The sequence below is a fragment of the Paraburkholderia tropica genome (assembly GCF_014171495.1).
Lineage (GTDB): Bacteria > Pseudomonadota > Gammaproteobacteria > Burkholderiales > Burkholderiaceae > Paraburkholderia > Paraburkholderia tropica.
Genome location: NZ_CP049134.1, coordinates 1,451,468 through 1,465,014, shown reverse-complemented (window position 1 = coordinate 1,465,014; position 13,547 = coordinate 1,451,468). Strand labels below are relative to the sequence as shown.

General features: G+C 64.0%; 12 protein-coding genes. 1 reads left to right on the top strand and 11 read right to left on the bottom strand.

The window, feature by feature from the left end:
• Positions 1–274: 274 nt before the first annotated feature.
• The 11 genes from lpxD to rpsB form a co-directional block, all read right to left on the bottom strand.
• Positions 275–1,345 carry a UDP-3-O-(3-hydroxymyristoyl)glucosamine N-acyltransferase gene (gene lpxD / locus G5S35_RS06550; protein WP_065060162.1) on the bottom strand — a complete coding sequence of 357 codons (1,071 nt, stop codon included), beginning with the start codon at positions 1,343–1,345 and terminating at the stop codon, positions 275–277.
• Positions 1,346–1,363: 18 nt separating this feature from the next.
• Positions 1,364–1,909 carry an OmpH/Skp family outer membrane protein gene (locus tag G5S35_RS06545; RefSeq protein ID WP_074984514.1) on the bottom strand — a complete coding sequence of 182 codons (546 nt, stop codon included), beginning with the start codon at positions 1,907–1,909 and terminating at the stop codon, positions 1,364–1,366.
• Positions 1,910–1,953: 44 nt separating this feature from the next.
• Positions 1,954–4,260, bottom strand: coding sequence for an outer membrane protein assembly factor BamA (gene bamA, locus G5S35_RS06540; protein WP_065060164.1), 2,307 nt, complete (start codon positions 4,258–4,260; stop codon positions 1,954–1,956).
• A 67-nt stretch (positions 4,261–4,327) separates the two neighbouring features.
• On the bottom strand, positions 4,328–5,800 hold the full coding sequence (gene rseP, locus G5S35_RS06535; protein ID WP_074984512.1) for an RIP metalloprotease RseP: 1,473 nt from the start codon (positions 5,798–5,800) through the stop codon (positions 4,328–4,330).
• Positions 5,801–5,888: 88 nt separating this feature from the next.
• Positions 5,889–7,070 (bottom strand): 1-deoxy-D-xylulose-5-phosphate reductoisomerase, encoded by a 1,182-nt coding sequence (locus G5S35_RS06530; RefSeq protein WP_065060357.1) that lies wholly within the window; start codon positions 7,068–7,070, stop codon positions 5,889–5,891.
• Positions 7,071–7,094: 24 nt separating this feature from the next.
• Positions 7,095–7,904, bottom strand: coding sequence for a phosphatidate cytidylyltransferase (locus G5S35_RS06525; protein WP_065060166.1), 810 nt, complete (start codon positions 7,902–7,904; stop codon positions 7,095–7,097).
• Complete coding sequence (uppS, locus tag G5S35_RS06520; protein WP_074984510.1) at positions 7,898–8,680, bottom strand: polyprenyl diphosphate synthase; 783 nt, start codon at positions 8,678–8,680, stop codon at positions 7,898–7,900. The genes G5S35_RS06525 and uppS overlap by 7 nt, the downstream gene beginning before the upstream one ends.
• Positions 8,681–8,743: 63 nt before the next feature.
• The gene (frr, locus tag G5S35_RS06515; RefSeq protein ID WP_065060167.1) at positions 8,744–9,304 is read right to left on the bottom strand and encodes a ribosome recycling factor; all 561 of its coding nucleotides are present in this window, start codon (positions 9,302–9,304) and stop codon (positions 8,744–8,746) included.
• 92 nt (positions 9,305–9,396) lie between these two features.
• On the bottom strand, positions 9,397–10,113 hold the full coding sequence (pyrH, locus tag G5S35_RS06510; protein WP_027814826.1) for a UMP kinase: 717 nt from the start codon (positions 10,111–10,113) through the stop codon (positions 9,397–9,399).
• Positions 10,114–10,383: 270 nt separating this feature from the next.
• Positions 10,384–11,265, bottom strand: a complete 882-nt coding sequence (gene tsf, locus G5S35_RS06505) for a translation elongation factor Ts (RefSeq protein WP_065060168.1) — start codon at positions 11,263–11,265, stop codon at positions 10,384–10,386.
• Between the two features lie 213 nt (positions 11,266–11,478).
• The gene (rpsB, locus tag G5S35_RS06500; protein ID WP_065060169.1) at positions 11,479–12,234 is read right to left on the bottom strand and encodes a 30S ribosomal protein S2; all 756 of its coding nucleotides are present in this window, start codon (positions 12,232–12,234) and stop codon (positions 11,479–11,481) included.
• Positions 12,235–12,691: 457 nt separating this feature from the next.
• Here rpsB and map point away from each other — a divergent pair, with 457 nt between their 5' ends.
• Positions 12,692–13,513: a type I methionyl aminopeptidase gene (gene map / locus G5S35_RS06495; RefSeq protein ID WP_065060170.1), complete on the top strand. Its 822-nt coding sequence runs from the start codon at positions 12,692–12,694 to the stop codon at positions 13,511–13,513.
• Positions 13,514–13,547 lie beyond the last annotated feature (34 nt).

The window sequence follows — 13,547 nt, the reverse complement described above, 5'->3', positions numbered from 1 at the left end:
CGATGCCTGAAGTGCCTGACGTACCTCGACGGCCCGCGCTGAGGCGCAGTATGCGCCACGCACGGCGCTTCGTGCATGCGGATTGCCCCGGGGCCGATGGCCCGAGGCCCGGAACGCAAAGCGGCACGCAAAAAACGGCGCCCGCGCGTGACGCCGGCTTTTGCGTGCCGGCCAGGCTGTGCGCCGCCCATCTCCGCCAACACAGTTAGCAAATGAAGAATGGCGGCGCGCTGCCCGGTGCCCCGAAACTGCTTTGATTCTTGCCCGAGCCTGCTCAGGCGTCGCCTTGCGGCTTCTGGGCGGCTTCGAGCGCGCGGATGCGGTCGCGCAGCTTGTCGATGTTGCGAAGCAGCGCGGCGCTCTTGTTCCAGTCGGCGTGATCGACCGCCGGGAAGGCGCTCGTGTAGATGCCGGCCTTGGGCAGCGACTTCGAGACGCCCGACTTCGCCGTGACGATCACGTAGTCGCCCAGCGTGACGTGCCCCGCGATGCCGACCGCGCCGCCGATCATGCAGTGCTTGCCGATGCTCGTGCTGCCGGCGATACCCGCGCAGCCCGCGATCACGGTGTAAGCGCCGACGCGGCAGTTGTGGCCGATCTGCACAAGGTTGTCGATCTTCACGCACTCTTCGATGATCGTGTCGGCCATGGCCCCACGGTCGATCGTCGTGTTCGCGCCGATTTCGACGTCCGGTCCGATCGTGACGCCGCCAACTTGCGGAATCTTGACCCAGCTACCCGTGCGCGCCTCGCCCTCGCCCGTGAAATCGGGCGCGAAGCCGAAGCCGTCCGAGCCGATCACGGCGCCCGCATGCACGATCGCGCGCGCGCCGAACTTGCAGCCGTGATAGACCGTAACGCCCGGATAGAAGTGCGAGCCCTCGCCCACCTGCGTGCCGCGGCCGATGAACACATTCGCGTCCAGGCGCACGTTCTCGCCGATCACGGCGCCCGCTTCCACCGTGACGTTCGGCCCGATCACCGCACTTGCGGCAATCTTCGCCGACGCGTCGACGTGCGCGCTCGGGTGCACGCCCGGCTGCGTTTTCGGCGTAGCGAGGTCGATGAACGCCTGCGCGACACGCGCGAAATAAGCATACGGATTGGGTGTGACGATGAAGTTGCGGCCCTCGCGCGAAGCGAGCTTTTCCAGATCGCTCGGGCTGATCAGGACCGCGCCGGCGCGGGTGGCATCCACCTGCGACAGATACTTCGGATTGGCAAGGAACGCCAGCTGCTGCGGACCGGCCTGGTCGAGCGGCGCGAGCGAGCCGACGCGTTGCGCCGGATTCCCGACCACTTCGCCGCCGAACCGCCCGGCGATTTCCTCAAGCGTAAATGCCATACGCGTGCTGCTCCTGCCTTAGTTGCTGTTGCTGCCGGTGCTGTTGGCTGCGAGCGCCTTCAGCACCTGGTCGGTGATGTCGATGCGCGGACTGACGTACACCGCTTCCTGCACGATCAGGTCGTAATGCTGCTGTTCGGCGATCTGCTTGATGACCTTGTTCGCGCGGTCGAGCACCGCGGCGAGTTCTTCGTTGCGACGCTGATTCAGGTCTTCGCGGAACTCGCGCTGCTTGCGCTGGAAGTCGCTGTCGAGCTGCGACAGATCGCGCTGCTTTTGCGCGCGGTCGGTCGCGGACATCGACGGACCGTTCTTGTCGATCGAGTCCGACATGGTCTTCAGACGCTGCGCCATGTCCTGCAGGTCCTTGTCGCGCTTCGCGAACTCGGCTTCGAGCTTGGTCTGCGCGGCCTTCGCGGGGGCGGATTCGCGCAGGATGCGGTCGGAGTTGACCGCCGCGATCTTCGCTTCCTGCGCATGGGCCGCGCCCGTGCCGAGAGCGAGCATCGCCAGCGACAGCGTCATGGCCCCGATCGTCCGTCTGGAAAACAATCCCGTTAGCAAAGTTATCCTCTCGTTTCTGAAATTGCCTGTGGCGATGCGCGTCGTCAGAATGCCGTCCCGATCTGGAACTGGAACTTCTGATACTGGTCGCCTTCGTGTTTCGTGAGCGGGAAGCCGAGGCTCAGCTTGAGCGGCCCGATCGGCGAGATCCACGCAAGACCCACACCGTAGGCGTAGCGCAGGCCGTTCGAGCCGATGCTCGAACCCTCGTCGCCCCAGACGTTACCACCATCGACGAAGGTGAAGACGCGCAGCGTACGGTCGTAACCCGTACCCGGCAGCGGGAACGTGAGTTCGATGTTGCCGACCACCATCTTCGAGCCGCCGATCGGATCGTTCGTGGTCTTGTCGCGCGGACCGAGCGAGCTCGGTTCATAGCCACGCACCGAACCGATACCGCCAGCGTAGTAGTTCTTGAAGATCGGGTACGGCTTGCCGCCGAGACCGTTACCGTAACCGGCCTGGAAGTTCATGCCCAGCACGAAGCCGCGCGCGAACGAGTAATAGTACTGCGCCTGGACGTCGGCCTTGTAGTACTGCGTGGCGCCCGCGGGCGTGCCGTATTCGGCGTTCGCCTGCGTGAAGTAACCGCGGCTCGGCACGAGCGCGCTGTCACGCGCGTCGCGCGACCAGCCGATCGTGAGCGGCACGTTGTTCGACACGCGGCCGAACTGGTTCACGTAGTCGATGTAGCTCTGCGGCGTGTACGAGTCGACGTCGAGGCGGTCCTGCTCGAAGCCCACGCCGAAGAAGACCGTGTCGACTTCCGAGAACGGAATGCCGAACTTCAGGTCGCCACCGGCCGTGATGATGCGGAAGCTCGAATCGGTCGAGTAGTACAGCGGCTGATACGTGCGGTAGTAGACGTCGGTGATGCGCTTGATGCCGTCGACCGTGAAGTACGGGTCGACCTGCGTGACCGCGAGCGTACGGTAGGTCTTCGCGGTGTTCACGTTCACCGACAGCGAGGTGCCCGAACCGAACACGTTGTCCTGCGACACGCCCGCCGAGAGCACCACCTTGTCCGTGGACGAGAAGCCCGCGCCCAGCGTGATCGCGCCGGTCGGCTTTTCGGCCACCTTGACGTCGACGTCCACCTGGTCGGCCGTGCCTTCCACCGGCACCGTCGTCACGTCGACGTCGGTGAAGTAGCCCAGACGGTTGATACGGTCCTTCGAGAGCGCGAGGCGGCTCGAATCGAACCACGAGCTTTCGAGCTGGCGCATTTCGCGGCGCACGACTTCGTCACGCGTGCGGGTGTTGCCCACCACGTTGATGCGGCGCACGTAGACGCGGCGGCTCGGGTCGACCTGCAGCGTGAGTTCGACCGTGTGATGCGCCTGGTCGATCTGCGGCAGCGCGTTGACGGTCGCGAAGGCGTAACCGTATTCGCCGAGCTTGTCGACGATCGCCTTGGTCGTTGCCTGCAGCTTCTCAGCCGAGAACGTATCGCCCGGTTTGATCTTGATTAGCTTGGTGAGCTCGGCTTCGCGGTTCAGCAGATTGCCCGCGAGATGAATGCCCGAAATCTTGTACGGCTCGCCCTCGTGCAGCCCGATCGTGAGGTACATGTCCTTCTTGTCGGGCGAGATCGAAACCTGGGTCGAGTCGATGTTGAACTCGAGGTAACCGTGGTTCAGGTAGTACGAGCGCACGTTCTCGAGGTCGCCCGTGAGCTTTTCCTTCGAGTACAGGTCGTTCTTCGTGTACCACGAGAACCAGTTCGGCGTGGACAGCTGCATTTCGCTCAGGAGCGTGCCGCTGCTGTATGCCTTGTTGCCGATAAAGTTGATCTGGCGGATCTTCGCGCTCGGACCTTCGACCACGGAGAACAGCAGACCGACGCGGTTGCGGTCGATCGGCGTGACGGTGGTGGTCACTTCGGCGGCGTAGAAGCCGCGCGTGAGGTACTGGCGCTTGAGTTCCTGCTCCGCCTTGTCGACGAGTGCCTTGTCGTAGTAGCGGCCTTGCGAGAGACCGACTGCGCGCAGCGCCTTCGTGAGGTTGTCCTTGTCGAATTCCTTGATGCCGGCGAAGTCGATCGTGCCGATCGCGGGACGCTCCTGCACCTGGACGACCACGACGCCGCCTTCGGTAGCGATGCGCACGTCGTTGAAAAAGCCCGTCGCATACAATGCGCGGATGGCTTCGGAAGCCTTGTCGTCGTTGAAGGTATCGCCCTGCTTGATGGGCAGGTACGCGAACACCGTGCCCGGCTCGACGCGTTGCAGTCCTTCGATGCGGATGTCCTGTACCACAAAAGGCGTCGTCGCTGCGTGGACAACGAGACCATGTGCGGCGATCGCCGCAGCCGCAACCGTTTTTGGAACCAAGCGATGAGGTCTAAACAACGTGCTTCCCCAGTATGTATAGCTGCATCAGGTCAGGCGGCTCGCCCTAGGACGCCGCCAGACACCTTTAGAAATGGATTAACCGAGCCAGATCGTTGAACAACGCGATCGCCGACAGCGCGACGATGCAGGCAAGTCCCGCTCGCTGCAGCACGAGCTGCCAGCGATCCGAGACGGCTTTGCCCGTTACGGCTTCAACCGCATAATATAACAGATGCCCCCCATCCAATACGGGAATTGGGAGCAGGTTGAGTACGCCCAGGCTAATACTGACAAGGGCGAGGAACGACAGGAATGCGGAAGGACCGAGCCGCGCGCTCTTGCCGGCATAGTCAGCAATCGTCACCGGCCCCGAAAGATTCTTCAGCGAAGCCTCGCCCGTGAGCATGCGGCCGAACATCCGCAGCGAGTAAAACGCGATATCCCACGTGCGATAAGCACCCAGCCGCGCGCTCTCGATCGGACCGTAGCGCACCTCCACCGAAGGCGCTTGCGCCGACAGCGCCGCACCGATGCGACCCACCTCGCTGCCCGTTTCCTCGTCGCGCTGCGCGGCCGGCGTCACGCTCAGTGTGAGCGTTTGCGGCTTCGAGGGCGCGGCGTTCGACGGATTGCCGCGGGTGGCGCCGGCGTTGTCGTCGGCATTATTGTCCGCGTCGCTATCCGCGACCTCGGCCGGCACGGCGCCGCCGCGCTCGATCGACAACTGCACGGGCTTGCCCGCGTGCGCCTTCACATATGCGATGAAACTGCTTGCGCTATCAACGGGACGACCGTCGATAGCGCGCAGACGATCGCCCTTTTCCAGACCCGCCCGCTGCGCCGCGCTGCCCGGTTCGATGCCCGCGATACGCAGCGTGCCGCCGCCCGGTTCGAGGCCGAGCTTCGACATGAAGTCGTCGTCGAGATCCTGACTCGTGAGACGCGAGAGATCGAGCGGGAAATCGTAGGTGCTGGAGCCGTCACGCGCGGCGAGCACCACGCGGCCGTGCTCGAACGCCGTCGACATGAGTTTCCAGCGCAGATCCGCCCACGAACGCACGGGTTCGGTGTGGCTGCCGCTGGCGTTGCTCACGGAGAGAATGGTTTCGCCGCCCTGGAAACCGGCTTGCGCCGCGGCCGACTGCGCGGGCGGCGTCGCCACGATCGCCGCGGGCTCGGTCACGCCGCTCGCGTAGACCGCGCCGAACAGCACGATGGCAAGAATGAAGTTCGCGACCGGACCGGCCGCCACGATGGCGATACGCTTGCTGACCGGCTGACGGTTGAACGCGTGCGGCAGATCGGCCGCATCGATCGAGTCGGGCGACTCGCGCTCGTCGAGCATCTTCACGTAGCCGCCGAGCGGCAACGCCGAGATCGTCCACTCGGTGCCGGTCTTTTTGCTGACCCATTGCAGCAGCGGACGGCCGAAGCCGATCGAGAATCGCAGAACCTTAACGCCGCACAAGCGCGCGACGCTATAGTGACCATACTCGTGTACGACGACGAGCACGCCGATCGCAACGACAAACGCCACCAGTTCGGTGAGCAGATTCATAGCGCCTCCTCTGCTGGAAGCAGCACGCTGGTGCTGGAGCGGCGCGCCGGGGATCGCCCGGCCTCGCCGCTGGGCCCGCTGCCGGACCTTACGCCGGCACCGGCAGGCTGTCGATGATGGTGTGTGCCGCGCGGCGCGCGGCGGCGTCGGCTTCGAGCACGACTTCGAGGCTCGTGGCGGGACGATTCTGCAGTGCGTTGAGCACGGCGTCGACCGTCTGCGCGATGGCCATGAAGCCGATGCGGCGGTTGAGGAAGGCCTCGACCGCGATTTCGTTGGCCGCATTGAGCGTGGCGCTCGCCACGCCGCCTTCGTTCAGCGCCTTCATGGCGAGCGCGAGGCACGGGAAGCGCGTGTAGTCGGGATGCTCGAAGTTGAGCGTCGCGACCTGCACGAGATCGAGTTGCGCGACGCCCGAATCCACGCGATCCGGATACGCCAGCGCGTGCGCGATCGGCGTGCGCATGTCGGGGTTACCCAGTTGCGCGAGCACCGAACCGTCGGCGTACGAGACCATCGAGTGGATCACGCTCTGCGGATGGATCAGCACGTCGATGCGATCGCCCGGCAGATCGAACAGGTAATGCGCCTCGATTACCTCGAGACCCTTGTTCATCATCGTGGCCGAGTCGACCGAAATCTTGCGGCCCATCGACCAGTTCGGGTGCTTGCAGGCCTGCTCCGGCGTGACGTCGACGAGCGTCGACGGTTCGCGCGTGCGGAACGGGCCACCCGAGGCGGTCAGGATGATCTTGGTCACGCCGCCGTGCATGGCCGCTTCGCGCGGCAAGCACTGGAACACGGCGTTGTGCTCGCTGTCGACGGGCAGCAGGACCGCGCCGTTGTCGCGCACCGCGTTCATGAAGATGTCGCCCGACATCACGAGCGCTTCCTTGTTCGCGAGCAGGATGCGCTTGCCGGTCTGCGCCGCCGCGAGCGTGGGCTCGAGGCCCGCTGCGCCGACGATGGCCGCGACCACCGTATCGCAGCCGTCGCTCTTCGCGACATCGATGAGTGCCTGCGGGCCGTGCGTCACAATGGTCTTCGAACCGGCCGCGCGCAGCTTGCGCTCGACGTCCTGAGCCGTCGCGGCGTCGCCGACCACGGCCACTTCAGGCGCGAAACGCAGACATTGTTCGACGAGCTTGTCGCCGTTGCGGTGCGCCGTGAGCGCATAAACCGTGAAGCGGTCCGGATGACGCGCGACGACGTCGAGCGTGCTGTCTCCGATCGAGCCCGTCGAACCGAGCAAGGTGAGTCGTTTTTGCATTTCCATTTCTCTAGCCGAACGCCTTTAGCCAAGCAGCAGCATGGCAAGCGGCAGCACCGGCAACAGCGCATCGATGCGGTCGAGGACTCCGCCGTGACCCGGCAGGAGGCCGCTCGAATCCTTCACGCCGGCCTGGCGCTTGAGCATCGATTCGAACAGATCGCCGACCACGCTGAACGCGACCAGCACGGTAAGCACGAAGAACGCGCGGCCCAGACCAAGCTGGCCGGCCAGCGCCGAATAAAGCGTGGGTTCGAACGCGTGCAGCGCAAGCGCGGCAGCGGCGACGATCATCACGGCCGCCCAGCCGCCGACGGCCCCTTCCCAGGTCTTGCCGGGGCTGATGGCGGGCGCAAGCTTATGCTTGCCGAATGCCTTACCGGCAAAGTATGCGCCGATATCGGCCAGCCAGACCACCAGCAGCAGCGACAGCACGAAGGCCACGCCGGAGGTGCGTGCGAGCACCAGCGCATGCCAGCAGGCGCAGAAGATCACGAGCCCGGCGGCCAGCAGGAAGGCGCGCCAGGCGCCCGCGGCGAGCACCGGTTTGCGCACCAGCACATACGGCCCGGCGACGATCCAGAAGATACCGGCCGCCTGAAACAGCGGACGCGGCGAAGCGAGACGCTCGCTCGCCAGCACGGCGAGCGCGGCGATCAGCGCATAGACGATCGAACCGACCTTGCCCGCCTTGAGCAGGCGCGCCCATTCCCACGCGGCGAACGCCACCACGACATGGATCAGCACGCCAAAGGCGGCCACCGGCGCGAACAGCGTGACCGGCAAAAGCACGGCCAGCAGGACGATCGCCGTGATGACACGGGTCTTTAGCATGAAAGGGAGTCGGCGTTCTGGGACTGGGTTTCGAGCTGCGCGCTGGTACGGCCAAAGCGGCGCTCACGTTCGGTGTAGGACGCGATCGCGCGGTTGAGCGCGTCGCGATCGAAGTCGGGCCAGAACGTATCGGTGAAATAGAATTCTGCGTAAGCCAGTTGCCAGAGCAGGAAATTGCTCACGCGCTGCTCGCCGCCGGTACGGATGAACAGGTCGGGCTCAGGCGCGTAATTCATGGCGAGATACTGGCCGAGCGTGTCTTCGGTGACCGGCACCGGTTCGCCCGCCGCCACGGCGGCTTCGACCAGCTTGCGCGTGGCCTGAAGGATGTCCCAGCGGCCGCCGTAGTTCGCGGCGATGGTCAGCGTCAGACGCGTGTTGCGCGCGGTCTTGGTTTCGGCGCGGCGGATCAGATCCTGGATACGCTCGTTGAACATCGACAGGTCGCCGACCACGCGCAGGCGAATGCCGTTCGCGTGCAGGCGCCCTACCTCGCGTTCCAGCGCCGAAATGAACAGGCGCATGAGAAACGAGACTTCGTCGGTCGGGCGCCGCCAGTTCTCGGAACTGAAGGCGAACAGCGTCAGGTACTCGACGCCGCGCTCGACGCAACCCTCGACGACCGCACGCACGGCGTCCACGCCACGCGTGTGGCCCGCGACGCGCGGCAAGCGGCGTTGCGTCGCCCAACGGCCATTGCCGTCCATGATGATCGCGATGTGGCGCGGCACGGCCGCCACTTCGGGCACGCGAACGGTTGAGCTGGTATAGGTCATGGCCGTCGGACTATAACTGCGATAAGGAAAGAGAAACCCTGGCGGGATGAGAGCCTGGCGGCCTCAAACCGTCATGATCTCGGCTTCCTTGGTCTGGACGAGCTTGTCGATTTCCGTGACGAAGCGGTCCGTCAGCTTCTGGACGTCGTCGCCGCCACGGCGCTCGTCGTCTTCCGAGATTTCCTTGTCCTTCACGAGCTTCTTCAGTTGCTCGTTGGCGTCGCGACGCAGGTTACGCACGGCAACCTTGGCCGTTTCGCCTTCGTTCTTGACGACCTTCGTGAGTTCCTTGCGGCGCTCTTCGGTCAGTGCGGGCATCGGCACGCGGATCAGGTCGCCGTGCGTGGCCGGGTTCAGACCCAGATCCGACTCGCGGATGGCTTTTTCGATGACCTGAACCATCTTCTTTTCCCACGCCTGCACACCGATCGTACGGGCGTCGACGAGCGTGAGGTTGGCCACTTGCGAGATGGGCACGGGCGAACCGTAGTAGTCGACCTGGATGTGATCGAGCAGGCCCGTGTGGGCGCGGCCCGTGCGGATCTTCGCGAGATCGCTCTTGAACGCGTCGATCGAGCGTTGCATCTTCTGCTCGACGCCCTTCTTGATGTCAGCCACAGCCATTTTGATACCTCCGAACCTTTGTTACGGTGTGGGCCCGCCCGCGCGCATGAAGGGCGGCGCGGCCCAGAATCGATCTCGTGTGAAACGAGAGTTTACACGTGGACGAGCGTGCCTTCGTCTTCGCCTTGAATGATGCGCTTGAGCGCACCCGGCTTGACGATCGAAAAAACGCGGATGGGCAGCTTCTGGTCGCGGCACAGCGCGAAAGCGGTGGCGTCCATCACCTGCAGATTGCGGCCGATTGCCTCGTCGAAGCTGATCGTCGAGTAACGCGTGGCCGTCGGGTCCTTCTTGGGGTCGGCCGAGTAGACGCCGTCGACCTTGGTGGCCTTGAGCACGACTTCCGCGCCCACTTCGGCGCCACGCAGGGCGGCGGCCGTGTCGGTCGTGAAGAACGGGTTGCCCGTGCCGGCCGCGAAGATCACGACCTTGCCTTCCTCGAGCTGACGGATCGCGCGGGGGCGGATGTACGGCTCGACCACCTGGTCCATGCGCAGCGCGGACTGCACGCGCGCTTCGATACCGGCGTGACGCATGGCGTCCTGCAGCGCGAGCGCGTTCATCATGGTCGCGAGCATGCCCATGTAGTCGGCGGTCGCGCGGTCCATACCGGCCGCGCCGCCCGCGACGCCGCGGAAAATATTGCCACCGCCGATCACGACTGCGAGCTGGGTGCCGAGCCGCACCACCTCGGCCACGTCTGCCACCATTCGTTCGATCGTGGCGCGATTGATGCCGAAGGCATCATCGCCCATGAGGGCTTCGCCGGAAAGTTTGAGCAGGACGCGTTTATAGGCGGGTGTGGGCATGGAGGTATCCAGGATCGCGCGCAAAGGGCAATAACTTGAAACTGTAGGGGTGAAATACGACTTGGGGCAAGCGCCACCAGAAATAGCGAGAGTTGGCGCCACGGGGCACAGCGGGAGACCGCTGCGCCCGGCAAGTTCGCCGGGCGTCGCTACATCGAGCGTCGCTACGCTGCCCCACCGCGGCGGAAATGCGCCGCCGCGGCGTACTACGGGACTGCGATGAGACTTTGATACGGGTACGACTCGATACGGCTAAAGGCTGCGCGGCCCTTATTGCTGCTTTGCAGCAGCGACTTGCGCGGCCACTTCAGCAGCGAAGTCGTCCTGGCGCTTCTCGATGCCTTCGCCAACGACGAACAGCGAGAACTTCTGCACCGACGTGTTAGCCGCCTTGAGCATCTGTTCGATCGTCTGCTTGTCGTTCTTCACGAACGGCTGGTTCAGCAGCGAGACTTCCTTCAGGTACTTCTGCACCGAGCCGTCGACCATCTTGGCGACGATTTCAGCCGGCTTGCCCGACTCGGCAGCCTTCTGTTCGGCGATGCTGCGCTCCTTGGCGATCAGGTCGGCCGGCACTTCGTCCGACGACAGCGAGACCGGCTTCATCGCGGCGATGTGCATTGCCACGTCCTTACCGACCTGCTCTTCCGCGCCCGTGTACTCGACCAGCACGCCGATACGCGTGCCGTGCAGGTACGAAGCCAGCTGGTTGGCGGTTTCGAAGCGCGCGAAACGGCGGATCGAAACGTTTTCGCCGATCTTGCCGACCAGTGCGAGGCGCACTGCGTCGACCGTCGAGCCTTCCAGCGGCAGCGCCGACAGGGCAGCGACGTCAGCCGGGTTTTGCGTGGCGACCAGTTCGGCCACCGTGTTCGCGAAGGCGAGGAAGTCGTCGTTCTTGGCGACGAAGTCGGTTTCGCAGTTCAGTTCGACGACTGCGCCAGCATTGCCACCGATGAACGAAGCGATCACGCCTTCAGCCGTGACGCGCGATGCTGCCTTGCTTGCCTTGTTGCCGAGCTTCACGCGCAGCAGTTCTTCAGCACGCGCCAGATCGCCGTCGGCTTCCGTCAGCGCCTTCTTGCATTCCATCATCGGCGCGTCGGTCTTTGCGCGCAGTTCTGCCACCATGCTTGCGGTAATTGCCGCCATCATTCGCTCCTTGAGTCTGTCTGGTACACGCCGCGCCGCATGCTTCGATGCGGCCGGCTGGAATTCGTTTCCGTTCGAGTCTGTTCTGAAACGCTTTTTTACAGCTGCTTCTACAGGACTACGGTGCCGCGGTGATGACGCGGCGACGAAAGTCGCGGCTTAAAAAAAAGGGGCCTATGGAAAGCCCCCTTTTCTTGCCGGACACTGGGCAGCTTACGCCTCCGAGTTGACCTCGACGAACTCGTCGTCGCCGTCGTTGCCGCGCGCGGCTGCGACGACTTCGTTGACCGAGTTCGCACGGCCTTCGAGGATCGCGTCGGCCACGCCTGCGGTGTAGAGCGCGACTGCCTTGCTGGCGTCGTCGTTACCCGGGATGACGTAGTCGATGCCTTCCGGCGAGTGGTTCGTGTCGACCACGGCGATGACGGGGATGCCCAGCTTGTTGGCTTCCGTCACGGCAATCTTGTGGTAGCCGACGTCGACCACGAAGATCGCGTCCGGAATGCCGCCCATGTCCTTCACGCCGCCGATCGACTTTTGCAGCTTGGCGATTTCGCGTTCGAACAGGAGCGCTTCCTTCTTGCTCATCTTTTCGAGTTCGCCTGCCTCAACAGCCGCTTCCATGTCCTTCAGGCGCTTGATCGAAACCTTCAGCGTCTTGAAGTTGGTCAGCATACCGCCGAGCCAGCGTGCGTTCACGAACGGCATGCCAGCGCGCTGCGCTTCCTGGGCGATCGTGTCACGCGATTGACGCTTCGTGCCGACGAACAGGATCGTGCCACGGTTCGATGCCAGCTGACGCACGTACTTCAGTGCGTCGTTGTACATCGGCAGCGTCTTTTCGAGGTTGATGATGTGAATCTTGTTGCGATGACCGAAGATGAAGGGGGCCATCTTCGGGTTCCAGAAGCGCGTTTGGTGGCCGAAGTGGACACCGGCTTCCAGCATTTGGCGCATGGTAACTGCCATGAGAATTTCTCCGCTAGGGTTTGGGTCTTAAGCCGGCTGCCGTATCGTGACGCCCTCCGCTTTTGCGGATAAACGCCCGACACCCTGGGTGCGCCGGCTCGCGATTTAAAAAATGCCGCCTGGTAAGACTCGCTACCGATTAACTGAGCCCGCGGCGACTGCGGACTCAGCCAGCACCCCGCCACACCTTCCACCCATGTTAGTCAGGGAATGAAAGAATACGGGGAGCGACTTAGCCGATGATTATAGCACGCGAAATCAGCACCACTCAAGCCAGCTATTACCCTCGAAACGTGGGCGGCAGGCGGATGCCGAACCGACAGTCCCCTCGGCAACCCGAGCCTCGCCGTCGCCGGCCGCGGCCACCTGTATACCGCGCATCTAATAGCGATAGGCCAGCGACCGCCGGGATTAGGTGCGATAATTCGATATTCGACTGCATTTTCGGGCGCACACCATGGCCATTTCGATCAAGAACGAACACGACATCGCGCAAATGCGCGTCGCCTGCCGCCTGGCAAGCGAGGTGCTCGACTACATTACGCCGTTCGTCGTCGCGGGCGTGACGACCGGCGAGCTCGACCGCCTTTGTCACGAATACATGACCAATGTGCAGGGCACCGTGCCCGCGCCGCTGAACTATCAGCCGCCCGGCTATCCGCCCTACCCGAAGGCGATCTGCACCTCGGTCAACGACGTGATCTGTCACGGTATTCCGGGCGACAAGGCGCTGAAGAACGGCGACACGCTCAATATCGACATCACCGTCATCAAGGAAGGCTATTTCGGCGACACGAGCCGCATGTTCATTGTGGGCGAAGGCTCGATTCTCGCGAAGCGTCTCGTGCAGACCACGTATGAATGCATGTGGCTTGGCATCGACCAGGTGCGTCCGGGCGGACATCTGGGCGACATCGGCCATGCCATCCAGCGTTACGCCGAGTCGCAAGGCTACAGCGTGGTGCGCGAATACTGCGGCCACGGCATCGGCACCGTATTCCACGACGAGCCGCAAGTGCTCCACTACGGCCGCGCCGGTACGGGCGTTGAACTGTTGCCGGGCATGATCTTCACGATCGAGCCGATGATCAACGCCGGCCGCCGTGACATCCGCACCATGCCGGACCAGTGGACCGTCAAGACGAAGGACCGCAGCCTGTCGGCGCAATGGGAGCACACGGTGCTCGTGACCGAAACCGGTTACGAAGTGCTGACGGTGTCGGCGGGCACGCCCGCCAAGCCGGCGATCGTCGCGCAGATGGCGGGCAGCCCGGCCTGAGCGGGCCCGCATGGCGGCGTCGCCCTTCCCGGGG

Bases quoted from the DNA above. Each gene is read 5' to 3' on its own strand.
- G5S35_RS06530 (WP_065060357.1), bottom strand. From the start codon at position 7,070: ATGCAAAAACGACTCACCTTGCTCGGTTCGACGGGCTCGATCGGAGAC.
- frr (WP_065060167.1), bottom strand. From the start codon at position 9,304: ATGGCTGTGGCTGACATCAAGAAGGGCGTCGAGCAGAAGATGCAACGC.
- G5S35_RS06525 (WP_065060166.1), bottom strand. From the start codon at position 7,904: ATGCTAAAGACCCGTGTCATCACGGCGATCGTCCTGCTGGCCGTGCTT.
- tsf (WP_065060168.1), bottom strand. From the start codon at position 11,265: ATGGCGGCAATTACCGCAAGCATGGTGGCAGAACTGCGCGCAAAGACC.
- map (WP_065060170.1), top strand. From the start codon at position 12,692: ATGGCCATTTCGATCAAGAACGAACACGACATCGCGCAAATGCGCGTC.
- rseP (WP_074984512.1), bottom strand. From the start codon at position 5,800: ATGAATCTGCTCACCGAACTGGTGGCGTTTGTCGTTGCGATCGGCGTG.
- pyrH (WP_027814826.1), bottom strand. From the start codon at position 10,113: ATGCCCACACCCGCCTATAAACGCGTCCTGCTCAAACTTTCCGGCGAA.
- lpxD (WP_065060162.1), bottom strand. From the start codon at position 1,345: ATGGCATTTACGCTTGAGGAAATCGCCGGGCGGTTCGGCGGCGAAGTG.
- rpsB (WP_065060169.1), bottom strand. From the start codon at position 12,234: ATGGCAGTTACCATGCGCCAAATGCTGGAAGCCGGTGTCCACTTCGGC.
- uppS (WP_074984510.1), bottom strand. From the start codon at position 8,680: ATGACCTATACCAGCTCAACCGTTCGCGTGCCCGAAGTGGCGGCCGTG.